The organism is Achromobacter pestifer (genome assembly GCF_902859625.1).
GTDB lineage: Bacteria > Pseudomonadota > Gammaproteobacteria > Burkholderiales > Burkholderiaceae_B > Achromobacter > Achromobacter pestifer.
The window spans coordinates 14,292-35,780 of record NZ_CADIJX010000010.1 but is presented as its reverse complement, the minus strand read 5'-3'; the positions used below and the strand labels follow the sequence as shown (position 1 = coordinate 35,780).

General features: G+C 63.4%; 22 protein-coding genes. 9 read left to right on the top strand and 13 right to left on the bottom strand.

Annotated elements, in window-relative coordinates:
- Positions 1-137: 137 nt before the first annotated feature.
- The gene (fusA, locus tag HV753_RS26555; protein ID WP_175177568.1) at positions 138-2,249 is read left to right on the top strand and encodes an elongation factor G; all 2,112 of its coding nucleotides are present in this window, start codon (positions 138-140) and stop codon (positions 2,247-2,249) included.
- Positions 2,250-2,265: 16 nt separating this feature from the next.
- On the opposite strand, the gene HV753_RS26550 is transcribed toward fusA, so the two are convergent.
- Positions 2,266-3,222, bottom strand: a complete 957-nt coding sequence (locus HV753_RS26550; protein ID WP_246288404.1) for a DMT family transporter — start codon at positions 3,220-3,222, stop codon at positions 2,266-2,268.
- 244 nt (positions 3,223-3,466) lie between these two features.
- Here HV753_RS26550 and HV753_RS26545 point away from each other — a divergent pair, with 244 nt between their 5' ends.
- Positions 3,467-3,937: an Lrp/AsnC family transcriptional regulator gene (locus HV753_RS26545; protein WP_175177567.1), complete on the top strand. Its 471-nt coding sequence runs from the start codon at positions 3,467-3,469 to the stop codon at positions 3,935-3,937.
- A gap of 31 nt (positions 3,938-3,968) precedes the next feature.
- Here the strand turns inward: HV753_RS26545 and HV753_RS26540 are convergent, their stop codons facing one another.
- Positions 3,969-4,778 (bottom strand): alpha/beta fold hydrolase, encoded by an 810-nt coding sequence (locus HV753_RS26540; RefSeq protein WP_175177566.1) that lies wholly within the window; start codon positions 4,776-4,778, stop codon positions 3,969-3,971.
- A gap of 144 nt (positions 4,779-4,922) precedes the next feature.
- On the opposite strand from HV753_RS26540, the gene HV753_RS26535 reads away from it, so the two are divergent.
- Positions 4,923-5,420, top strand: a complete 498-nt coding sequence (locus HV753_RS26535) for a YbaK/EbsC family protein (RefSeq protein ID WP_175177565.1) — start codon at positions 4,923-4,925, stop codon at positions 5,418-5,420.
- A 21-nt stretch (positions 5,421-5,441) separates the two neighbouring features.
- Here HV753_RS26535 and HV753_RS26530 read toward each other — a convergent pair whose 3' ends face one another.
- The 10 genes from HV753_RS26530 to HV753_RS26485 all read right to left on the bottom strand — a co-directional run bounded on the left by HV753_RS26530 (position 5,442) and on the right by HV753_RS26485 (position 14,391).
- On the bottom strand, positions 5,442-6,236 hold the full coding sequence (locus HV753_RS26530) for an ABC transporter ATP-binding protein (protein ID WP_175177666.1): 795 nt from the start codon (positions 6,234-6,236) through the stop codon (positions 5,442-5,444).
- Positions 6,236-7,279: a FecCD family ABC transporter permease gene (locus HV753_RS26525; protein ID WP_175177564.1), complete on the bottom strand. Its 1,044-nt coding sequence runs from the start codon at positions 7,277-7,279 to the stop codon at positions 6,236-6,238. The genes HV753_RS26530 and HV753_RS26525 overlap by 1 nt, the downstream gene beginning before the upstream one ends.
- Positions 7,279-7,965 carry a tol-pal system protein YbgF gene (ybgF, locus tag HV753_RS26520; RefSeq protein ID WP_175177563.1) on the bottom strand — a complete coding sequence of 229 codons (687 nt, stop codon included), beginning with the start codon at positions 7,963-7,965 and terminating at the stop codon, positions 7,279-7,281. Before ybgF ends, HV753_RS26525 begins: the two co-directional genes overlap by 1 nt.
- A gap of 86 nt (positions 7,966-8,051) precedes the next feature.
- Positions 8,052-8,552 carry a peptidoglycan-associated lipoprotein Pal gene (gene pal, locus HV753_RS26515; protein ID WP_175177562.1) on the bottom strand — a complete coding sequence of 167 codons (501 nt, stop codon included), beginning with the start codon at positions 8,550-8,552 and terminating at the stop codon, positions 8,052-8,054.
- Positions 8,553-8,583: 31 nt separating this feature from the next.
- Positions 8,584-9,906 carry a Tol-Pal system beta propeller repeat protein TolB gene (gene tolB / locus HV753_RS26510; protein WP_175177665.1) on the bottom strand — a complete coding sequence of 441 codons (1,323 nt, stop codon included), beginning with the start codon at positions 9,904-9,906 and terminating at the stop codon, positions 8,584-8,586.
- Between the two features lie 16 nt (positions 9,907-9,922).
- Positions 9,923-10,996, bottom strand: coding sequence for a cell envelope integrity protein TolA (tolA, locus tag HV753_RS26505; RefSeq protein WP_175177561.1), 1,074 nt, complete (start codon positions 10,994-10,996; stop codon positions 9,923-9,925).
- 39 nt (positions 10,997-11,035) lie between these two features.
- Positions 11,036-11,497, bottom strand: coding sequence for an ExbD/TolR family protein (locus HV753_RS26500; RefSeq protein WP_175177560.1), 462 nt, complete (start codon positions 11,495-11,497; stop codon positions 11,036-11,038).
- Entirely contained in the window at positions 11,497-12,177 is a 681-nt protein-coding gene (tolQ, locus tag HV753_RS26495) for a protein TolQ (protein WP_175177559.1), read from the bottom strand. The genes HV753_RS26500 and tolQ overlap by 1 nt, the downstream gene beginning before the upstream one ends.
- A 2-nt stretch (positions 12,178-12,179) precedes the next feature.
- Positions 12,180-12,602: a tol-pal system-associated acyl-CoA thioesterase gene (gene ybgC / locus HV753_RS26490; RefSeq protein WP_175177558.1), complete on the bottom strand. Its 423-nt coding sequence runs from the start codon at positions 12,600-12,602 to the stop codon at positions 12,180-12,182.
- A 58-nt stretch (positions 12,603-12,660) separates the two neighbouring features.
- The gene (locus HV753_RS26485; RefSeq protein ID WP_175177557.1) at positions 12,661-14,391 is read right to left on the bottom strand and encodes a proline--tRNA ligase; all 1,731 of its coding nucleotides are present in this window, start codon (positions 14,389-14,391) and stop codon (positions 12,661-12,663) included.
- Between the two features lie 65 nt (positions 14,392-14,456).
- On the opposite strand from HV753_RS26485, the gene HV753_RS26480 reads away from it, so the two are divergent.
- From HV753_RS26480 to HV753_RS26455, 6 genes are all read left to right on the top strand, one after another.
- Positions 14,457-15,029 (top strand): RNA pyrophosphohydrolase, encoded by a 573-nt coding sequence (locus tag HV753_RS26480; protein ID WP_175177556.1) that lies wholly within the window; start codon positions 14,457-14,459, stop codon positions 15,027-15,029.
- Positions 15,010-15,696: a response regulator gene (locus tag HV753_RS26475; protein WP_175177555.1), complete on the top strand. Its 687-nt coding sequence runs from the start codon at positions 15,010-15,012 to the stop codon at positions 15,694-15,696. The genes HV753_RS26480 and HV753_RS26475 overlap by 20 nt, the downstream gene beginning before the upstream one ends.
- The gene (locus tag HV753_RS26470; RefSeq protein ID WP_246288403.1) at positions 15,697-17,229 is read left to right on the top strand and encodes a sensor histidine kinase; all 1,533 of its coding nucleotides are present in this window, start codon (positions 15,697-15,699) and stop codon (positions 17,227-17,229) included. It begins immediately after the preceding gene.
- A gap of 264 nt (positions 17,230-17,493) precedes the next feature.
- Positions 17,494-17,922 carry a tripartite tricarboxylate transporter TctB family protein gene (locus tag HV753_RS26465; protein ID WP_175177663.1) on the top strand — a complete coding sequence of 143 codons (429 nt, stop codon included), beginning with the start codon at positions 17,494-17,496 and terminating at the stop codon, positions 17,920-17,922.
- 6 nt (positions 17,923-17,928) lie between these two features.
- Positions 17,929-19,458, top strand: coding sequence for a tripartite tricarboxylate transporter permease (locus HV753_RS26460; protein ID WP_175177554.1), 1,530 nt, complete (start codon positions 17,929-17,931; stop codon positions 19,456-19,458).
- Between the two features lie 111 nt (positions 19,459-19,569).
- Entirely contained in the window at positions 19,570-20,499 is a 930-nt protein-coding gene (locus HV753_RS26455) for a 2-hydroxyacid dehydrogenase (protein WP_175177553.1), read from the top strand.
- Here HV753_RS26455 and HV753_RS26450 read toward each other — a convergent pair.
- Positions 20,493-21,428: a LysR family transcriptional regulator gene (locus HV753_RS26450; protein WP_175177552.1), complete on the bottom strand. Its 936-nt coding sequence runs from the start codon at positions 21,426-21,428 to the stop codon at positions 20,493-20,495. The genes HV753_RS26455 and HV753_RS26450 overlap by 7 nt on opposite strands.
- Positions 21,429-21,489 lie beyond the last annotated feature (61 nt).

The window sequence follows — 21,489 nt, the reverse complement described above, 5'->3', positions numbered from 1 at the left end:
GGCGCGTAATATTTACGCATCAGCGCGGGCGCGGTTACGCATCTCCCCAGCACCACACGCGGCATGGCGCCCGCCGCGGCAGCGTCCGGTCGGACGCGCGCCGTACGTGCACAGTGGTTCACTGCAAGGAAGAGGCCATGACTCGCAAGACGCGCATCGAGCTTTACCGCAATATCGGCATCAGCGCCCATATCGACGCGGGCAAAACGACGACCACCGAGCGCATCCTCTTCTATACCGGCATCACCCACAAGATTGGCGAAGTGCATGATGGCGCCGCCGTGATGGACTGGATGGAGCAAGAGCAGGAACGCGGCATCACCATCACGTCGGCCGCCACTACCGCCTTCTGGAAGGGCATGGCGGGCAATTACCCGGAACATCGCATCAATATCATCGATACGCCGGGGCACGTGGACTTCACCATTGAAGTCGAACGGTCGATGCGGGTGTTGGACGGCGCCGTCATGGTCTATGACGCCGTGGGCGGCGTGCAGCCGCAGTCCGAAACCGTCTGGCGTCAGGCCAACAAGTACAAGGTGCCGCGCCTGGCCTTCGTCAACAAGATGGATCGCGTGGGCGCGGACTTTCTGCGCGTGCAACGCCAGATCGCCGAACGCCTGAAGGGCGATGCCGTGCCGATTCAACTGCCCGTGGGCGCCGAAGACCATTTTGAAGGCGTGATCGACCTGGTCAAGATGAAGGCCATCATCTGGGATGACGCCAGCCAGGGCGTGAAATTCCAGTACGTGGACATCCCCGCCGCCCAACAAGCGCAGGCGCAGGAATGGCACGACAAAATGGTTGAAAAGGCCGCTGAGGCCAACGAGACCCTGCTTGAAAAATACCTGTCGGGCGAAACCCTGACAGAAGACGAGATCAAGCAGGGGCTGCGGGCGCGCACCATTGCCAACGAAATCGTGCCCATGCTGTGCGGCAGCGCCTTCAAGAACAAGGGGGTGCAGGCCATGCTGGACGCCGTCATCGACTACATGCCGTCGCCCGTCGACGTGCCTGCCATCAACGGCCACGACGAGCGCGACCGCGAAATCGAACGCCATCCGACCGACCAGGAACCGTTCTCGGCGCTGGCGTTCAAGATCATGACGGACCCGTTTGTCGGGCAGCTGGTGTTCTTCCGCGTTTACTCCGGCGTGGTGAAGTCCGGCGATTCCGTCTACAACCCGATCAAGGGCAAGAAGGAACGGCTGGGCCGCATCTTGCAGATGCACGCCAACGAGCGACGTGAAATCACCGAGGTGTACGCGGGGGATATCGCGGCCGCGGTCGGCATCAAGGACGTCACCACGGGCGATACCTTGTCTGACCCGGCGCACGTGATCATTCTTGAACGCATGGTCTTCCCCGAACCCGTGATCTCACAGGCCGTGGAACCGAAGACCAAGGCCGACCAGGAAAAGATGGGCATTGCGCTGAACCGCCTGGCGCAAGAGGACCCGTCGTTCCGCGTGCGCACGGACGAAGAATCAGGCCAGACCATCATCTCGGGCATGGGTGAGTTGCACCTGGAGATCCTGGTCGACCGCATGAAGCGTGAATTCAACGTCGAGGCCACGGTGGGCAAACCGCAAGTGGCCTACCGCGAAACCATCCGCAAGGCCTGCAACGAAGTCGAAGGCAAATTCGTCAAGCAGTCGGGTGGCCGTGGCCAGTACGGCCACGTGGTACTGAAGCTGGAACCGCAAGAACCGGGCAAGGGCTATGAGTTCGTTGACGCCATCAAGGGCGGCGTGGTGCCGCGCGAATTCATCCCGGCCGTCGACAAGGGCATCCGCGAATCGCTGAATGCCGGCGTGCTGGCGGGCTACCCCGTCGTCGACGTGAAGGCGACCTTGTTCTTCGGGTCGTACCACGACGTGGACTCGAACGAAAACGCCTTCAAGATGGCGGGTTCGATGGCGTTCAAGGAAGGCATGCGCCGGGCAGATCCGGTCTTGCTTGAACCCATGATGCAAGTCGAAGTCGAAACCCCCGAGGACTTCACCGGCAACGTCATGGGCGACTTGTCGTCGCGTCGCGGCATGGTGCAAGGCATGGAAGACATCGCGGGCGGCGGCGGCAAGGTAGTGCGCGCCGAAGTGCCATTGGCCGAGATGTTTGGCTATTCGACGTCGCTGCGTTCACTGACCCAAGGACGCGCGACCTACACGATGGAGTTCAAGCACTACGCTGAAGCGCCGCGCCAGGTGGCGCAGGAAGTCATCGCGGCCCAGGGCGCGGGCCGCTGATCGACCTCGTGCGGGTTCAGGCCGGGGCGGCCGCAGTGGTCGCCCTGGTTTGCATCCGCGAAGACGCCAGTTTCACGCCCATCAGAATCATCACAAATCCATAGGCGTGGAACAGTTGCGGCGCTTCGCCCAGCAGCGGCCACGCCAGCAGCGCCGCGTAGACCGGCACCAGAAACATCGACAACCCTGCCGTGGCGGGGCCGGCCTGACTGATCAGCCGGCCATAGACGTAGTACGCGCCCAGGCTGGGCACGACCGCCAGGAACAGCAGCACGGCCGCCAGGCGCGGATCGGTCCAGGGCGGCGTGGCGCCCGCTGCCGCTTCGATGCCGGCAAAGGGCGCCAGCGCCAGCACGCCACCCAGCATCATCGTCGCCAAGCGCGCGCTGTCGGGCACGGCGGGCAGCGTCAGGCGCTTTTGCAGCACGGTATAGAACGCCCAGCCGGTTGCCGCCAGCAGCACCCACAGGTCGCCCTGGCCGAACGCTAGCCGGGCCAAAGCCTGAACGTCGCCTCGCGACAACACGATCAATACACCACCCAGGGCCAGCACCAGGCCAGACGCGCGCAAGGCCGATAGCGGCTTGCGCCATACCAAGGCTTCCAGCAGCGCGACCAGGATGGGGCTGCACGAAAAAATCAGGGCGATATTGGTGGCGCTGGTGGTTTGCGCGCCGATGTATTGCGGCGCCACTGCCACGCCCATGCCCAGTACCGCCAGTGGCAGCAAGGTGGGCAGTCCGCGCCACAAGGCACGGCGGTGCGCACGCAAGGCCGGGGCGGCCAAGGGCAACAGGATCAGCAAGGCCAGCAGCCAGCGGCCGAAGGCAAGGAATACGGGGGGTAGATTGGCGTCATGGGCCCAGCGGGCCGCGACCATGTTTGACGCAAATAACGCGGGGGCGGTCAGAAGCATGACGGTGCCGGACAGGCCCAGACCGGTTCTTGCGGGTACAGCTGCTGCGTGGGACATGGTTTCCAGCCGCGCGGATCGTCGCGCGGGTTGCTGCGTTGGAACTGTCGGCGCACGCGCCGGGTTGTGCCACGGAGCAAGCGTCGAAATCCGACGGGTGGGGTAGTGCCCGTCTTGCTGGAAAGTCTACGGCCGAGAAGACAAAATAGGTTTCTTGATTCACGCCTATTTCGGCGATACCGAGGAATATCTATCTTGTAAAATTAATCTTTACAGGGATATTCTCTTTTCAGGCCCATTTTCCATGTCCACCACCCCGAAAATCGACGAAACCGACCGCAAGATCCTGCGTGCCTTGCGCGCCGATGGTCGGCTGACCAACCTGAAGCTGGCCGAGCAGGTGGGCCTGTCCCCCACGCCCTGCTGGAACCGGGTCAAGGCACTGGAAGAGGCCGGCGTCATCGAAGGCTATGCCGCGTTGTTGAATCAGAAGGCGCTGGGGCTGCCCGACACCGTCATGATCGAAGTGACGTTGGAGCACCACGACGACGAGGCTCTGGCGCGGTTTGGCGAAGAGATCACCCGGCTGCCAGAAGTGGTCGAAGCCTTTCTGGTCACGGGCGAATATGACTATCTGATCAAGGTGGCCGTGGCGGGCACGGAAGGCTATGAGGAATTCCTGCGCAAGCGGCTGTACAAGCTGCGCGGCGTGCGTCATAGCCGTTCGACGTTTGTGTTGCGACGCCTGAAGCACACGCCGTCAGTGGAACCGTGATTGCGGGCTTGCGCCAGCGGGGCGCGGCGAATCAGCCCCCGATGAACTCTTCGATGGCGCCGTTGAAGGCGCGGGGATTACCCAGGTTCATGCCGTGCGAAGAACCGATGACCGTCACCCGGTGCGCATGCGGCAGCCATGCCGACAGGGCGTCCAGCACGGCGGGATAGGGGGCGGGGCTGAGCGCGCCGCCGATCAGCAGGGTCGGCAGCTTCAGGGTGGCGATCTGCTGCGGCGTCAGGGCTTCCGGATGTTCATCTGCCTGGCCGAAGAGCGTGCCGACGTTGTCGCGCACCATCTCCTTGAACCACGGCACCATGCGTTGCCAGGTATCGGGTCCGGTCACGGTATCCACGAACAGGGCCAGGCCTTCCTCGATGTCTCCTTGGCGGATCAGCGTCAAGGCGCGCTGGCGAAAGCCTCCACGGGAATCATCGCCGCCGGGCAGCGGCAGCCCAGGGTCGGCTAGCGTCAGGCTGCGCACCGCGCCGGGTTGGCGCAGCGCGGCTTCCAGCGCGACGCGGCCGCCACGGGAATGGCCCACCAGATGAGCAGGGCCGCCGGCAACGCTATCGATGAATTCCAGCACATCGCTGGCGTGCTGCTCGATCGAAAAGCCATCGCCCGCGCCATCCCAGACCTCTGGCCAGTAACGGCGCAGGCAAACCGCCAGCACGCGAAACGACTTGCCCAACGGCGCCATCTGCGACTTCCAGTAGCGGCAGTCCGACAGCGAGCCATGCACCAGGACCAGCGGCGTGCCGCTGCCGTACTCGGTATAGGACATGGCGTAGCCGCCGATCAAGGCAGTTTGCAGGGGCAGGACAGGTTCGGAACGCATGGAAGGCAGGAAGGGGAAACCAGGTCCGCATTCTAGCCCGCCGGGGCGGGCAGGCGGCCATCGCGGGCGCTGATAAACTCGTCTCTCGACTTTCCCGGCCGCCGCCCATTCGCGCGGCGACGCTTAGCAACGGAGTGCGTCACGATGTCCCCAGAATCCCTCGCCGCCTTGCCCGAATCCGCTCAACGGGTCGCCCGCTTGCTGCTGGATATCGGACATGACAAACCTGTCGTCGTGTTGCCGCAGACGGGTAAGACGTCGGCGGAAGCCGCGGCAGGTCTCGGTTGCGAAGTGGCGCAGATCGCCAAGTCGATCATCTTCCGGCGGGCTTCCGACAACGCGCCGGTGCTGGTCATCGCCAGCGGCGCCAATCGCGTGGATGAGTCCAAGGTGGCTGAGCAGGTCGGCGCATTGGCCAAGGCCGACGCGAAGTTCGTGCGCGACATGACGGGCTACGCCATCGGTGGCGTGTGCCCCATCGGCCATGCCGTCAAGCCGGTCATGCTGCTGGATGCCGACTTGTTCAACTACGACAGCCTGTGGGCCGCTGCTGGCCATCCGCACGCGGTGTTCAATCTGACACCCCGCCAATTGGCGGACATGACCGGTGCGCCGGTCGTGGATGTTGCCCAGCGTGCCTGAAACGGCCGCCGCTGTGGCGTGTCAGCGCGGGTGTTCGTCCAGTCCGTCGATCAGGACTTGCCGCAAGCCCCGCGAGCACGTTTCCACTCGCCCCTGCACGCCATAAACCTCTGCCAGTGACGCGGACGTGATGACGTCGGCGGGAGCGCCTTCGGCATGCAGCCGTCCCGCCTGGATCATCACGGCGCGATCCGCATGCTGCAACGCCACGTTCAAGTCATGCAGCACGACGATGCTGATCAGGCCGTGCTCTTGCGTTTCCTGCTTCAGCAGCCGCATCACGTGGAACTGGTAATTCAGATCCAGCGCCGACAAGGGTTCATCCAGCAGCAGCACACGGGGATGGCGGATCAACGCTTGCGCCAGGCCCACCAGTTGCTTTTGCCCGCCAGACAGCGCATCCAGATAATGCAGGGCCAGGTGCGCGATGCCCAGCCGCGCCAGCAGGCGTTCGATATCTGCCATGAGCACGGGGCGGGCGGTCGCATCCTGGCTGGCCCTGGCCGCGACCAGCACGGATTCAAACACCCGTAGATGCACGGCGGCAGGCAGGCTCTGGGGCAGGTAGACCATGTGCCGGGCGCGTTCGCCCACGCCCAGCCGGGTCAGGTCTTGCCCGTCCAGCAAGACGCTGCCTGCACGTGCCCGGACCAGTCCGGCCAGCGCCTTCAACAAGGTGGATTTGCCACTGCCGTTTGGGCCCAGCAGGGCGGTGACTTCGCCAGCGGCGAGCGCCGGGATCGACATCGCGTGCAGCACGTCATCCCGGCCGTAGCCGGCCGTGAGCCCGTGAATGTCCAGGGGGGTAGGGCGCATCATGGCAGTTGCCGGCGCAATACGACCGACACGAAGAAGGGAATGCCGACCAGCGCCGTCACGATGCCCACGGGCACCACGACGCCGGGCAACAGATTCTTGGACACGACGGAGGCCAGTGACAAGATCAGCGCGCCGACCAGTGCACTGCCAGGCAGATAAAAACGGTGATCCTCGCCGAACAGCCGGCGCGCGATATGTGGCGCCACCAAGCCGATGAAGCCGATGGTGCCGACAAATGCCACGGCCAGCGCCGACAACAGGCTGACGCGCGCCAGCGCCGCGACGCGCACCCGGCGGACGTCCACGCCGAAACTGGCCGCGCGTTCTTCGCCCAGGCGCAGCGCCGTCAGCTTCCAGGATTGACGCATCGCCAGCGGCAAGGCCAATGCCACGGCCAGCGCCAGCACGCCCACGGTCGTCCAGCTGGATCGCGACAGGCTGCCCATCGTCCAGAACACCAGGTTCTGTAGCGCTTCGGCGCTGGCCAGGAATTGCACCAGTGACACCAGCGCATTGAGCGTGAACACCATGGCGATGCCGAACAGCACCACGCCCGACGTGTTCATGCCGCTCCAGCGGGCCACGCCATCCAGCAGCAAGGCCGCAAGCACGGCAAACAGGAACGCATTGCCGGCGATCAGCCAGGCGCTGGGAATGCCGGGCAGCCCCCATTGCAGGACGATCGCCAGCGACGCGCCAAACGCGGCGGCGGACGACACGCCCAGCGTGAAGGGGCTGGCCAGCGGATTGTTCAGGATGGTCTGCATTTCGGCGCCAGCCAGGCCCAGCGCCATGCCCACCAGGGCGGCCATCAGGGCGGAAGGCAGCCGGATGTCCCACACGATCACGCGATGGGTCGGGTCAGCGGACGCAGGCGCGCTCAGCGTGTGCCACAAGTCGCGCCAAGGCATGCCCGACGGGCCCACGGTGAAGTCGATCAGCAGCGCAATGAAAATCGCCGCCAGCAGCAGGGCGATAAGCCCTGCGCGGCGGCGCAGGATGTGCCGGTAGGCGCTGACCGCGTTTGCGGCAGGCAGCATTACTGCAACAGTTGCAGACGGCTCTTGGCCGTAGCGGCGGCCGGGGCGTTCGGGTAGTCGCGAACGATGCGTTGCAGCGACGCTTTGGCGCCGGCGCGGTTGTTCAGTTCGATCTGGCCACCGGCGATGATCAGCAGGGCGTCCGGCGCGCGGGCGTTGTCGGGCGACTTCTGGACCATGTTGGTCAGTTGCTCGATGGCGCCCTTGAAGTCCTTCATGCCATAGCGGCTGCTACCCAGGTAGAACTGCGCGCTGGGCGTCAGCTGGCTATTGGGATAGAGCGCGGTGAAGGCGGCCAGCGATTCGGCTGCATCCTTGTACTGGCCCTTGCGGAACAGGTCCATGGCGCCGTCGTAGGCGGCCTGCTCTTGCGGGTCGCCAGCGGTCGTGCCCGGCGGATTCGAGCCGCTGGGGGCGCCAGGCTTGGCGCTGGGCTGCTGGCGGGACACCAGTTCCAGCTGGTCGCGCAGCTGGGCCACTTCTTGTTGCAAGGATTGAATCTGGTCGGCCAATTGCAGCTTGGCGCGTTGGCTTTGCTCGTTCTGTTGCTGAACCTGCTGGCGCAAATCCAGGATGGCCTTACGGGCTTCATCGTCGGAAAAAGCGTGAGCGGGCGCCGTCAGGGCCGCAAGCACCAGGCCAGTGGCCACAATCAGAGGACGCAGGGACAGAACGTTATCGCGCATGAATATTCCCGAGTATAAAAACAAACGTCGGGACGGCCGGCTGACCGTCCCGACGCGTGGTAGGGCTCTTGGACTATGCGAAAAGCTTAACGCAGATAGTTGATATCGGCGCGGCGGTTTTCAGCAAAGTCGGCTTCCGACGTACCCGTCGACTTCGGCTTTTCTTTGCCGAAGCTGATGGCTTCGATCTGGTTGTCGCTGACGCCCAGCAGGGTCATCATGCGACGCACGGCGTCTGCACGACGCTGGCCGAGGGCCAGGTTGTACTCAGCACCGCCGCGTTCGTCGGTGTTGCCTTCGATTTTGATCTTCTGCTGCTGGTGCGAAGCCAGGTAGCGGGCATGGGTTTCGACCAAGCCACGGTACTGGTCCGACACGGTGTAGCTGTCGAAATCAAAGTACACCGAGCGCTGTTGCGCCAGGATGCTTTGGGGGTTAAAGGGATCAAGGATCTGGCCGGAGGCCGAGGATCCTTGGCCAGCGCCTCCGCCCTGACCCGCTTTATCGTCGAGAGGGACGGAGCTGCAAGCTGCCAGGGTGGCGGCCAGAGCGGCGATGGTTAGGCTTTTGGCAATGCGCGACTTCATGATAGTTCCTTTGCAAAGAGAGTCACACGTGTTATCGGGTAAATGGGCCCCAAGTCGGTTCACGTATTTCCCCGTTCAGTACCGAAAGCGTCTGCCGTACGCGGCCATCGCTCGAAACACCCGCAAGTACGCTACGTCCATTTTGGATGGCGGCGTAAAGGACTTGCATGCCATTCGGCGCGAAACTTGGCGACTGATCGTCACGACCATCAGTGATCAAAGATTCGGAGCCTGAGGACAGGTTCAACGACGCGATTCGAAACGCGCCGTCGCGTCTTGCAACGTACAGCAGCGTCGATCCATCGGGGGAAATTCGGGGTGATATGTTGTAACCACCATTAAACGTGAGGCGGCGTGCTTCGCCACCTGTCGAGCCGGTCTGATAGATTTGCGGCCCGCCGCTGCGGTCACTCGTAAAGATAATTGAAGCACCGTCTGGCGTAAAGGTCGGTTCGGTGTCAATCCCGGGAGAACGTGTAATGCGGTTGGGATTTGAGCCGTCGGACGCGCCAACGATGTAAATTTGCGACAAACCATCACGGGTCAACGCCACGGCCAGCTTGGAGCCATCGGGCGACCAGGCGGGGGCGCTGTTGTTGCCCTTGAAGTTTGCAACGGGAACGCGGGCGCTGGTGGCCAGGGTGTGCACGTACACAACCGGCTTGCCGGACTCGAAGCTCACATAGGCCAGCTTGGCGCCATCGGGCGACCAGGACGGCGAAATGATGGGCTCGCGCGAACGCAGGGCCACTTGCGGGTTCTGCCCGTCGGCATCAGCCACTTGCAATTCGTAGGTGGCGCCCTTCTTCAGCACATAGGCGATGCGGGTCGAGAACACGCCGCGAACGCCGGTGATCTTCTCGTAGATGCGGTCGGCGATCTGGTGGGCCACGCGGCGCAGTTCCTGCTCCGTGCCCGAGAACGCCACGCCATCCAATTGCCCCTTCTTGACCGTATCGGCCAAGCGGTAGCGCACGTCGTAGCGGCCATCGGCGCCACGGGTGATGCTGCCATAGGCCAGGAAGTCGGCGCCTTTGCCGCGCCAGTCATCATGGGCGACGGGGGAATCAACGTTCAAGCCGGATCCGGCGGCATTGATCAGGCGGAACTGGCCCGTGCGGGTCAGGTCGGCGCGGATCACGTCAGCCAGGGCGCGGCCATGGGTGTCGTCCACCGCGAAATCGGCAATGGCGACCGGATACTGGGTTGCGCCAGTGCCGGAAATATCAACACGCAATTGGGCGTGGACCGGTTTCATCGCCATCAGGCAGGCCAGCGTCAGCATCAGCAAGCCGAGCCCATACGATCGCCAGAGAGCGAGGACGGAACCTCGTCGGCTATAAGCGGGAGTCATATTCATCAATCTCCTGTCAATCATACATTTTGTGCACTACGTCAATGAACTTTTCGTAGCCGCCCGTGGAGGGCTTCGGGAAGGGGTTGCAACGGCGGATACCGGTTTCGACCGCGCGGTCGAATGCCGGGTTGCCCGAGGATTCGGTCAAGGACACGCCGTTAACCTTCCCGTCAGTACCTAACTGTACCCGGTATTGTGCCGTCGGATTCCCGGAGCCACTGCGTGGCGGGGGCTGATAGGCCACGCCCGGAAGGATGCAAGCGCGCACCTTGGCGGCATAGCCGTTATCGCGTCCGCCGCCCGCCTGGTTGCGATCCGCCGTGCCGCCGGGGATGCCTGCGGCACCCAGCGCGTCGTTGCGGAATGCATCCTTCAGGGCCTTGTCCGCAGCCGCCTTCTTGGCTGCCGCGGCTTTCTCGGCAGCAGCCTTGTCAGCGGCGGCTTTTTCAGCGGCTGCCTTCTTGGCGGCGTCGTCCTTGGCCTTCTTCTCTGCGGCGGTCTTCTCGGCAGCGGCTTTCTCGGCGGCCGCCTTATCCGCAGCAGCCTTGTCCGCAGCCGCCTTTTCGGCAGCCGCTTTCTCGGCGGCCTGGCGTTCTTGCTCCAGGCGCTTCTTTTCCTTCAATTCAGCCTGCTTGCGCTCGTCTTCCAGGCGTGCTTTTTCCTTCGCGGCCTCGGCAGCCTGGCGAGCCTTTTCTTCCTGCTCGCGCTTCTTCTTGGCTTCCTGGATCGCGATCTCCGGATCCACTTCCTCGGTCTTGGGCTGAACCTCGGGGGCGGGTTCGGGCTTGGGCGCAGGCGCGGGCGGCGGCTGAGGGGCCTTTTCAGGCTCGGGCTCCGGCTCGGGCTTTGGGGGCGGCTTGGGTTGTTCGGGCTGCGGCGTGGGCGGCGGCGCGACGGGCGAATTGCCGTCGGCCCAAAGCTGGACTTCGACGGGGCCAGGAGCCTCCGTGCGCCAGTTCACGCCAAAGATCAGGGCGACCAGCAGCAGCAGGTGCACCGCCACAGCCAGAATGAGCGCATTCCGGTTGTCGTTGTTGGGCGGGGTGGCCGGGGGGCCGCTGCGGTGTCGAATAATGGGTGGCGTCATGTGCGGTGCATGCCGGCCAAGCCGGCGGAAGGCGGCGCGTTAGCGTTTTTTCGCGGATGCGGGCTGGGAGGCGCCGGCGGCGGACTGATCCACCAGCAGGCCCAGGCGGGTGATGCCGTTGGTGCGCAGTTCGTCCATCACCTTCACGACCGTCTCGTAGGGCACCTTGCCGTCAGCGGCAATGACCACCGGTGTTTCCGCGGTAATACGCGAACGCACTTGCGCCACCAGCTCAGGGCGCGCGATGTCTTGCATCGTCGCGCCGGGTTCGCGCAGGCGCAGCGCGATCTTGCCGTCTTCCGAAATCTGGACTTCCAGCGGCTTCACTGGTACGTCGGACGCTGCGCCGACCGAAGGCAACTGGATCAGCCCGGGCGTGATCAGGGGCGCCGTCACCATGAAGATGACCAGCAGCACCAGCATCACGTCGATGTACGGCACCACGTTGATGTCGGCCTTCATGCGGCGGCCGGACCTGCCGCGTGAGCTTACCGAGGGCATTAGCGCACCTGCCGTTGCAGAATGTTCAGGAATTCATCGACGAAGCTGTCAAAACGGATCGAGATACGATCGATGTCATTCGTGAAGCGGTTGTAGGCGACCACGGCCGGGATGGCGGCGAACAGGCCGATCGCGGTGGCGATCAGTGCTTCCGCGATACCGGGAGCCACCGAGGCCAGCGTGGCCTGCTGCATGTTCGACAAGCCGATGAAGGCGTGCATGATCCCCCAGACCGTGCCCAGCAGGCCGATGTAGGGCGATACCGAACCGGCGGACGCCAGGAAGTTCAGGTGCGATTCCAGCGAATCCATTTCGCGCTGGTAGGCGGCGCGCATGGCGCGGCGCGGGCCGTCCAGCAATGCCGTGGCATCGCCAGAGGCATTGCCCCGGCGGGCCTTCAGGAATTCGGTCATGCCGGCATCGAAGATGCGGGCCAGCGCGCCTTGTTCGTCGCGGCGCGAGGCCACGGCCTGTTGCAGCATGGACAGGTCGCCACCCGACCAGAAGTCGTCTTCAAAGCGGCGGGTCTGGGTATGGGCGCGCTTGATGGCCAGACGCTTGGCGAAAATATAGGTCCAGGACATGATCGAAATGCCCAACAGCAACAGCATGATCAACTGGACGGGCACGCTGGCGTGCGAAATCAGCGAAAGCAACGACATGTCGTTGGTGACTTGCATGGTTATTCCTGAATGAATTCCAGTTTTGCGCGAACGTCAGCCGGCAACTCCGCCGGCCGCATGTGAATAGCATCGACACAGCAGACTTGGATGTTGCCTTCGGCAAGCAGTTCCCCGTTGCGTTCCGCGCGCTGCGCGAAGTGTATCGAAGCGCGGCCCAGTTTGGTGACTCGGCTGCGTATGGTAAGCAAATCGTCCAGTCTGGCTGGTTTCCGGTAGGACATGTCCAAGGAGCGGACAACGAATAAACGTTGCTCGGTGGCGGCCAGCCCGGACTGGTTGACTCCCAGGTCGCGCAGCCACTCGGTGCGTGCGCGTTCCAGGAATTTCAAGTAGTTAGCGTAGAAAACCACCCCGCCCGCATCCGTGTCTTCGTAGTAGACACGGACTTGCAGGAGGGATTCGGAGGACTTCGGGTCGGTCACGGTACGGATAGGAATTGATGCGAATCGGGACGCGGGAAGTCCGTAGTGGCTATAGGGTTTAAAGGGTGTCGAGTTTCGTCAGCACCGTTTCAAGCGCGGACTCTACCGGAATCTTGGCGGCTTCGGTTTCCCGACGGGCCTGCAATTCCACCACACCATCGTTCAAGCCGCGTTCTCCAACTGTTACACGCAGGGGGGCACCGATCAATTCCCACTCGGCGAACATCACTCCCGGGCGGGCATCGCGGTCATCCAGGATGACGTCCACGCCGCGCGCCAGCAGGGATTCATAGAGCTTTTGGGCCGTGTCACGCACGGTTTCACTTTTGCCCCAGCCCACCGGGCAGATCACCACTTCAAACGGGGCGATCGCGCGGGGCCAGATGATGCCGCGGGCGTCGTGGTTCTGCTCGATGGCTGCGCCCACGATGCGGGTCACGCCAATGCCGTAGCAGCCCATTTCCAGGACGGCCGGCTTGCCGGTTTCGTCCAGGAAGGTGGCTTTCAGGGCTTCGGAGTACTTCTTGCCCAGGTAGAAAACGTGCCCCACTTCGATGCCGCGTTGGATAGAGAGCGTGCCCTTGCCATCCGGCGACGGGTCACCCGCGACCACGTTGCGCAGATCGGCCACGAGCTCGGGCTCGGGCAGGTCGCGGCCCCAGTTTACTCCCTGGGTGTGGAAGTCTTCCTTGTTGGCGCCGCAGACGAAATCGGCCATGTTGGCGACCGTGCGGTCGGCAATCACATGCACCGGCTTGGCGGTCTTGACCGGGCCCAGATAGCCGGGCTTGCAGCCGAAATGCTCGACGATCTCGCTTTCGGTGGCAAAGCGGAAGCCCGCCAGGCCCGGCAGCTTGCCAGCCTTGATTTCATTCAGCTCGTGGTCGCCGCGCAAGAGCAGCAGCCAGACATCCACCTGGCCCTTGTCGCCGTCGGTGGCCAGAACGATCGACTTGATCGTCTTTTCCAGCGGCAGGCCAAGCAGCTTGGCCACGTCCTCGCACTTGGCCGCGCCCGGCGTGGGTACGTCCGCCATGGCCTGGGTGGCTGCGCCACGGGTCGGGTACAGCGCCACGGCTTCGGCCAGCTCGATGTTGGCGGCGTAGTCGCTGTCGGCGTTGTAGACCAGCAGGTCTTCGCCGGTGTCGGCAATCACCTGGAACTCATGGCTGCGCGTGCCGCCGATGGAGCCCGTATCGGCCGCCACGGCGCGGAATTGCAGACCCAGGCGGTTGAAAATCCGCATGTACGCGGCGTACATGTTGTCATAGCTCTTTCCGGCGCCAGCTTCGTCGCGGTCGAAGGAATAGGCATCCTTCATGGTGAATTCACGGCCGCGCATCAGGCCGAAGCGGGGGCGGCGTTCGTCCCGGAACTTGGTCTGAATGTGATAGAAATTCAGCGGCAGCTGGCGATAGCTGTGGATTTCATTGCGCGCGATGTCGGTGATGACTTCCTCTGACGTCGGTTGCAGCACGAAATCGCGCTGGTGGCGGTCCTTGATGCGCAGGAGTTCGGCGCCGTATTGCTCCCAGCGGCCCGATTCCTGCCAGAGCTCGGCGGGTTGCACCACCGGCATCAGCAGCTCGATGGCGCCCGAGGCATTCATTTCCTCCCGGACGATAGCCTCGACCTTGCGGATGATCTTCAGGCCCAGGGGCATGTAGGTGTAGATGCCGCCCGCGAGTTTGCGGATCATCCCGGCCCGGGTCATCAGCTGATGGCTGGCGACTTCGGCTTCGGAAGGGGCTTCTTTGAGGGTGTTGATGTGGTAGTTGGATGCGCGCATGTTTAAAGGTGGCAGCAGATACGTATAATCGACTGTAATTGTATTGAATTCGGTGGGGGTGGCCCATGCTTGATCGCGAAGGCTACCGCCCCAATGTCGGCATCATTCTCGTCAACAGTCGAAACGAGGTCTTTTGGGGCAAGCGTATCAGGGAACATGCATGGCAGTTCCCCCAGGGCGGCATCAAATATGGCGAAAGCCCGGTGCAGGCCATGTATCGCGAACTCCATGAAGAGGTGGGCTTGAAGCCCGAGCATGTCCGTATTTTGGGGCGTACACGCGATTGGTTACGTTATAACGTGCCCGATCACTTCGTCCGGCGTGAGTGGCGTGGCCACTATAAAGGACAAAAACAGATTTGGTTCTTGTTGCGCCTGGTGGGACGTGACAGTGATGTGTGCTTGCGAGCGACGCAGCATCCGGAATTCGATGCCTGGCGCTGGAGCCAGTATTGGGTACCCCTGGACGCCGTGATCGAATTCAAGCGCGACGTCTATACCCAAGCGTTGAACGAGTTGTCGGCGATCCTTTTTCGGCGTCATCACGAAACCCGCTACCTGCGTCAGCGCGTGCATGGACAGCGGGCGGCAGATAATTTGCCCGAAGGAACGGACGGTCATGCGCATATTGTTGGTTGAAGACGAACGGGACATGGCGTCCTGGTTGATGCGCGCACTCGCCCAAAGCGGGTTCGTGCCGGATCACGCGGCAGATGCTCGCACGGCCGAGGCTTTCATGGCGGGCACCGAATACGACGCCATCGTCATGGACTTGCGTCTGCCCGACAAGCACGGGTTGGTCGTCCTGCGCGAAATGCGCAACCGGGACGACCGCACGCCCGTCCTGCTGCTGACCGCCCAAGGCGCGTTGCAGGACAGGGTGCGTGGCCTGAACCTGGGCGCGGACGATTTCCTGACCAAGCCTTTTGCGCTGGAAGAACTGGAAGCGCGGCTGACCGCGCTGGTGCGCCGCAGCCGCGGCCGCCAACATCCTCGCCTGCAATGCGGTTCCCTGTCCTACGACAGTGAAAGCCGCGCCTTCACGCTGGATGGCTCCTTATTGTTCCTGACGCCGCGCGAGCACGCCGCGCTGGCGGCGCTGCTGACCCGCAGCGGCTATCCGGTGGACAAGTCGCAGCTGTTCGGCAAGGTCTTCACGCACGACAGCGAAGCCAATCCCGATGCCATCGAAGTTGTGCTGCACCGCCTTCGCAAGAAGCTGGCCGGCAGCGACGTGCGGATCGTGACGGTGCGCGGGCTGGGTTACATGCTGGAAAGCGTTGCCAGCGAGTCCGCGGAAACCTAAGTGAGCCTGCGGATTCCCGGGTTGCCCCGCGTTGGCATCCGCGCGCTGCTGATCATCTTGCTGCTGCCCGGCGTGGTGGCGCTGCTGGTCATCGACAGCCTGAATGACTACCGCACGCTGTCAGAAATCACCAACGAGGCCTATGACAGCGCGCTGGTGGAGCCCGCTCGCGTGCTGGAAAGCAGCCTGGAGTTCACCCCGGACGGCAATCTCCAGGTGGCCACACCGCTCTACGCGCAGGTGATGCTTGAATCCCGCGCGGGCTTGCGCAAGTATTTCCGCATTGAACAGATCGACCCGCCGCTGCCGGACGGGGCCGCCGTGCCCGTCAACCAGGGCAAGACGCTGCTGGGCATGCCTGAGATGCCGCGTCCCCCCACGTGGCCGCGCTCCAACGCTCAGCCCATTTTCTATGACGGCGTTTACCGTAACGACCCCGTGCGGGTGGTGGCGGTCGTGCGCGATCTCTATTACCAGGGGCTGCACCGTCAGGTGCTGGTCGTGGTGGCGGAAAGCACGGGCAAGCGGATCGAAGCCGAAAACAACGCGCGGCGCCAGGAAATCCTGCGTGATGCGCGGATGCTGGCGCTGGTTGTCGTGCTGGTCTGGTGGGGCGTGTCGTGGGCGCTGAAGCCGTTGCGCCGCCTGCGTGCCGATATCCGCAACCGCCGTCCCGATGACCTGACCCCGCTGGATGCCTCGCGCGTGCCCAGCGAAGTGGCGCCGCTGGTCGACGCCGTCAATCACCATATCGCCCGCTATCGCCGCGTCCTGGACGAACAGTCGCACTTCCTGGCCGACGCTTCGCATCAACTGCGCACGCCGCTGGCCATCATGCTGACGCAGGCGCAATACGCGCTGCGCGAACGTGATCCCGCCCGTACACGCGAAGGCCTGCGCGCCATCGTGGATCAACTGGGGCGCACGCGCCGCCTGACCGAGCAGTTGCTGTCCCTGGCGCACGCCAATCAGGCAGACCAGTTGCCGCGGCAGGTGTTGGATATGAACGCCGTCTCGCGCGAAGTCGTGTTGCAGTATTTGCCGCTGGCTCATGAAAAGCAGCAGGACCTGGGGTGGGTGCCGGCGGGGTCGGAAGAGGGGCCCGAGATTCCGGTGCCCGTGTCCGGCAGTGAAGCTGAACTGCACGAAGCCTTATCCAACCTGGTGCACAACGCCATTCATTACGCACCCGTCGGCGCGCGCATCACGGTGTCGGTCTGCCGCCTGGAAAACCGGGCCGAGGTAGCGGTGTCTGACAATGGCCCCGGCCTGGATCCCGTCCTGCGCAGCCGTGCTTTCGCCCGCTTTGAACGGGTAGGCACGGACAAGCCGGTCACCTCGTCGGGTTCGGGCCTGGGCCTGGCGATCGCCCGCGCCTATGCGCGCCGCAACGATGGTGACATCGAACTGCGCGATGGCGAGTCCAACGAGCAAGGCGGCGTGGGTCTGGCCTCGGTGCTTTGGCTGCCGCTTGCCCCGACCGTATCCCAGTACCCGCGGCCGCTCGATGTCGAGCTCAAGGGCGACCAGTAAAGCCGCTTGGCTTTCAAATTTTTTTCCATCTCCCTCCTTTCTTGTGCCGCTTCTGCTCAGGGATAACCCCCGAATTCAGGAACGCGACAGCGCATAGAAAGCGGATTAGCAGCTTCCCTCCGTAATCTGCGCGCAGGCTCGCTGTTAAGGGCCGGGCGACGCTCGTTTCGAGCATCGCATCCAGGGCCGGCACGGCCCTGCACCAGGACGGAGGATGGAGTGCAAAAAAATATCAACAGAAAGGACTACTACGGCGGCGCGCTGATGGTCCTGATCGGGTTGGGGGCGATATACGGGGGCACCGATTACCACATCGGCACGTTGAGCCACATGGGGCCGGGGTTCTTCCCCGCCGCGCTGGGCGGCTTGCTGGCGTTGACGGGCGTGCTGATCGCCTTGTCGGCGCGTTCAGGCGATTCCACGCCGCCCGCGCCGGGTGATGGCCATGCGCATGGCTTGCCCGATTTCCGAGGCGGCGCCTGCATCTTGTTGGGCACGCTGGCATTCCTGCTGCTGGGCCACTACGGCGGCCTGCTGCCGGCGACCTTCGCCATCGTATTCATCTCGGCGCTGGGTGATCGCAAGAACACCATCAAGCAAGCCATCCTGCTGTCGCTCGCGATGTCCGCGATCGCGGTCGTCGTGTTCTGGTGGGCGCTGCAATTGCAGTTGCCGCTGTTTCGTTGGGGTTGAAGCGCCATGATCTCTCAATCTTTGATGGACCTTTGGTACGGCTTCGGCGTCGCGTTTCAGCTGCACAACCTGATGTGGTCGTTCTTCGGCGTGCTGGTGGGCAACCTCATCGGCGTGCTGCCCGGCATGGGCGCCTTGTCGGCGATTTCGATCCTGCTGCCGTTGACCTATGTGATGCAGCCCGTGCCCGCCATCTTGATGCTGGCCGGCATCTTCTATGGTTCGCAGTACGGCGGCGCCATCGGCGCGATCTTGCTCAACCTGCCTTCGCATCCGCCGCACGCGGTGACGTGTCTTGACGGTTATCCCTTGACCAAACAGGGCAAGGGGGGAACCGCGCTGGGCATCACGATGATCTGCTCGTTCTTCGCGGCATCGGTCGGCATCATCGTCATGATCTTCGCTTCGCCGCTGCTGGTCGAAGTGGCGTTCAAGTTCGGCCCGACCGAGATCTTCTCGATCATGCTGTTGGGCCTGCTGGCCGGTGCGACGATGTCTCGCGGGTCGCCGCTGAAAGGCGTTGCCATGACGCTGTTCGGTCTGATGTGCGGCGTGGTCGGCACGGACGTGAATACGGGCACGATCCGCTTCTCGTTCGGCCTGTTGGACCTGTCCGACGGCCTGGAACTGGTGGCGATCTCGATGGGCCTGTTCGGCGTGGCCGATTTCCTGATGAGCGTCAATCGCATGACCATCATCGGCAGCGGCGCCAAGTTGCGTATCCGCGATATGCGGCCCACCAAGCAGGAATTGAAGACGGCCTTCTGGCCGATGGTGCGCGGCACGGCGGTGGGTACGTTATTCGGCGCCATGCCCGGCACGGGTCCGACGATCACGACGTTCGTGGCGTATGCGCTGGAACGCAAGATATCCCGGACGCCCGAGAAGTTCGGCACCGGCATGATCGCTGGCGTGGCCTCGCCGGAAGCCTCGTCGCACTCGAAGACGCAGGTCGACTTCATCCCGACGATGAGCTTGGGCATCCCCGGTGACGCCGTGATGGCACTGATCCTGGGCGCGCTGCTGATCCAGGGCATTCAGCCCGGCCCGCAGTTGATCACCGAGCACCCGGACATCTTCTGGGGCTTGATCGCCAGCTTCTGGGTGGGCAACGTGCTGCTGATGGTGCTGAACGTGCCGCTGATCGGCGTATGGGTCAAGCTGTTGCAGGTGCCGTACCGCTATCTGTTCCCGTCCGCGCTGTTCTTCATCGCGGTGGGCGTGTACAGCACGCAGAACAGCCTTTTCCAGATTTGGGAAGTGCTGGCCTTCGGTGTGATCGGCGCCATCCTGATGACACTGGAATTCTCCGTGGCCCCCATCCTGCTCGGCTTCGTGCTGGGGCCGATGGTGGAAGAGAACTTCCGTCGCGCGTTGCTGTTGTCGCGGGGGGATCTGGCGGTGTTCGTGCAGCGTCCGATCAGCGCCTGGTTCATCGGCGCCAGTGCCTTGTTGATCCTGCTGCAAGTCTGGTCCTACCTGCGCCGAGGCAAGGGTAAGGGCAAGGGCAAGCCGGAAGTCCCGCAAACGGTCTAGGCAGTTACTCCGTTGATGGACAAACGGCCCGGCGTTCTGCCGGGCCGTTTGATTTGTGAGGCGGCATCCTGCATGCTTGAGGCTTCCGAAAAGCCCAGCAGAATCGCCATCATGCATATCCTTTTTGCTTGTCCTCTCCACGATCCCGATGTTTGGGTGCCGCGCCTGAAAGCCGCCATGCCTGGTTGCCAGATTTCGGTATGGAATCCTGATGGTCCGCCGTCGGGTGCGGAAGTGGCGCTGGTTTGGCGTCCGCCGGTGGAGTTGTTCAAGCACGAAACGGGCATTACGACGCTGTTCAATCTGGGCGCGGGCGTGGATGCGCTATTGAAGATGCCCGAGATTCCCGCGCATGTGCGCATCGTGCGTCTGGAAGATGCAGGCATGTCGGTGCAGATGGCCGAATACGCGCTGTACGCATTGCTGCGCGTGTCGCGCGATTTCGAGGCCTTTGATCAATCACAGGCCCGTCAACATTGGGACACACGTGAAGGCACGCGACAGGCGGATTGGCCCGTTGGCGTGCTGGGGTTGGGGCAGGTGGGGGCGCGCGTGGCACAGACCCTGGCTGGCTTTGGTTACCCCGTGGCAGGTTGGTCGCGGTCGCCGCGCGACATTCCGGGTGTCGAATCCTTTGCCGGAGAATCCGCATTGCCGGCCTTCCTGGCTCGCACGCGCTTTTTGGTTAATGTGTTGCCACTGACGCCGGATACGCAGGGCATCCTCAACCGCGAAACGCTATCGCAGCTGTTGCCGGATGCGCACCTGGTCAATGTCGGCCGTGGCGAACATCTGGTCGAAGAGGATCTGGTGCAGATGCTCGAAGAAGGCGAGATCGCCGGCGCCACGCTGGATGTCTTCCACACCGAGCCCTTGCCAAAGGATCATCCGTTCTGGCGCGACTCGCGCGTTCACGTCACGCCGCATATCGCGGCGCGCACGTTGCGCGACGAAAGCATCGACCAGATCGCGGGCAAGGTCGCTCAACTGATGCGCGGTGAACCCATCACCGGCGTGGTCGAGCGCACGCGAGGCTACTGAGTCACGGGCGTGACGGGTTTTTCCAGCCGTTGGTACATCGACGGCAGCCGTTGCGACAGGAAGTCCAGCAGCGTCCGAACGGCGGGCATCATGCCCCGCCGTGACGGATAGATGCAGTGCACGATGCCTTCGGGCGATTGCCATTGCGGCAGTACCGTCACCAACTGGCCGCGGCGCAACTCTTCCTGAGTGGCGATCGACGGCAGCAGCGCAATGCCCCGTCCCCGCACCGCCGCTTCGGTCAGCACGATGAAGTCGTTGCAGGATAGCTGCGGTTTTAGCTCGACCTGCACCTCTTCGCCCTTGTCGTTGCGCAGGGGCCAGCGCACGTCATGCTGGGGGTCGGAAAAGCTCAGGGTCGTGTGGGATGCCAAATCCTGCGGCGTGTCGGGCGTACCGTGGCGTTGCAGATAACCGGGGCTGGCCACCAGCGTTCCCCGCGCGGACCCCAGGTGGCGAACCACCAGTTCGGCGTCGGTGTCCAGCTTGGTGCGCACGCGCAGCGCCAGGTCCACGCCTTCGCGGATCAGGTCCACGCGCCGGTTGGTCACCAGCAACTGCACGGAAATCGCCGGCCAGGCATCCAGGAATTCGGGCAGGATCGGCGCCAGCACATCCTGGGCGATGGAAACCGGGCAACTGACGATGACCGGTCCCGTCGGCTCCGACTGCAATTGCCGCATGGCGTCGTCGGCGGCACGGGCGGAGGCGGCCATTTCGCGGCAGTAATGCAGATAGCGTTCGCCCGCGGAGGTCAGGCGCAGCCGGCGCGTCGTGCGTTGCAGCAACCTGACGCCCAGGCTTTCCTCCAGATGCGATATCCGCCGAGACAATCTCGATTTTGGAATATCCAGTGCTCTTGCCGCCGCGCTGAAGCCGCCTTGCTCGACGACTTGGGAGAAATAGTAGAGGTCGTTAAGATCTTGCATGATTGTTCTATCTCTGGAACGAACAGTTCATCATACCCCGGTTTATGCGAACAATGAACCG

Coding starts and splice junctions, on each gene's coding strand:
- fusA (WP_175177568.1), top strand. CDS start 138: ATGACTCGCAAGACGCGCATCGAGCTTTACCGCAATATCGGCATCAGC.
- HV753_RS26550 (WP_246288404.1), bottom strand. CDS start 3,222: ATGTCCCACGCAGCAGCTGTACCCGCAAGAACCGGTCTGGGCCTGTCC.
- HV753_RS26545 (WP_175177567.1), top strand. CDS start 3,467: ATGTCCACCACCCCGAAAATCGACGAAACCGACCGCAAGATCCTGCGT.
- HV753_RS26540 (WP_175177566.1), bottom strand. CDS start 4,778: ATGCGTTCCGAACCTGTCCTGCCCCTGCAAACTGCCTTGATCGGCGGC.
- HV753_RS26535 (WP_175177565.1), top strand. CDS start 4,923: ATGTCCCCAGAATCCCTCGCCGCCTTGCCCGAATCCGCTCAACGGGTC.
- HV753_RS26530 (WP_175177666.1), bottom strand. CDS start 6,236: ATGCGCCCTACCCCCCTGGACATTCACGGGCTCACGGCCGGCTACGGC.
- HV753_RS26525 (WP_175177564.1), bottom strand. CDS start 7,279: ATGCTGCCTGCCGCAAACGCGGTCAGCGCCTACCGGCACATCCTGCGC.
- ybgF (WP_175177563.1), bottom strand. CDS start 7,965: ATGCGCGATAACGTTCTGTCCCTGCGTCCTCTGATTGTGGCCACTGGC.
- pal (WP_175177562.1), bottom strand. CDS start 8,552: ATGAAGTCGCGCATTGCCAAAAGCCTAACCATCGCCGCTCTGGCCGCC.
- tolB (WP_175177665.1), bottom strand. CDS start 9,906: ATGACTCCCGCTTATAGCCGACGAGGTTCCGTCCTCGCTCTCTGGCGA.
- tolA (WP_175177561.1), bottom strand. CDS start 10,996: ATGACGCCACCCATTATTCGACACCGCAGCGGCCCCCCGGCCACCCCG.
- HV753_RS26500 (WP_175177560.1), bottom strand. CDS start 11,497: ATGCCCTCGGTAAGCTCACGCGGCAGGTCCGGCCGCCGCATGAAGGCC.
- tolQ (WP_175177559.1), bottom strand. CDS start 12,177: ATGCAAGTCACCAACGACATGTCGTTGCTTTCGCTGATTTCGCACGCC.
- HV753_RS26485 (WP_175177557.1), bottom strand. CDS start 14,391: ATGCGCGCATCCAACTACCACATCAACACCCTCAAAGAAGCCCCTTCC.
- HV753_RS26480 (WP_175177556.1), top strand. CDS start 14,457: ATGCTTGATCGCGAAGGCTACCGCCCCAATGTCGGCATCATTCTCGTC.
- HV753_RS26475 (WP_175177555.1), top strand. CDS start 15,010: ATGCGCATATTGTTGGTTGAAGACGAACGGGACATGGCGTCCTGGTTG.
- HV753_RS26465 (WP_175177663.1), top strand. CDS start 17,494: ATGGTCCTGATCGGGTTGGGGGCGATATACGGGGGCACCGATTACCAC.
- HV753_RS26460 (WP_175177554.1), top strand. CDS start 17,929: ATGATCTCTCAATCTTTGATGGACCTTTGGTACGGCTTCGGCGTCGCG.
- HV753_RS26455 (WP_175177553.1), top strand. CDS start 19,570: ATGCATATCCTTTTTGCTTGTCCTCTCCACGATCCCGATGTTTGGGTG.
- HV753_RS26450 (WP_175177552.1), bottom strand. CDS start 21,428: ATGCAAGATCTTAACGACCTCTACTATTTCTCCCAAGTCGTCGAGCAA.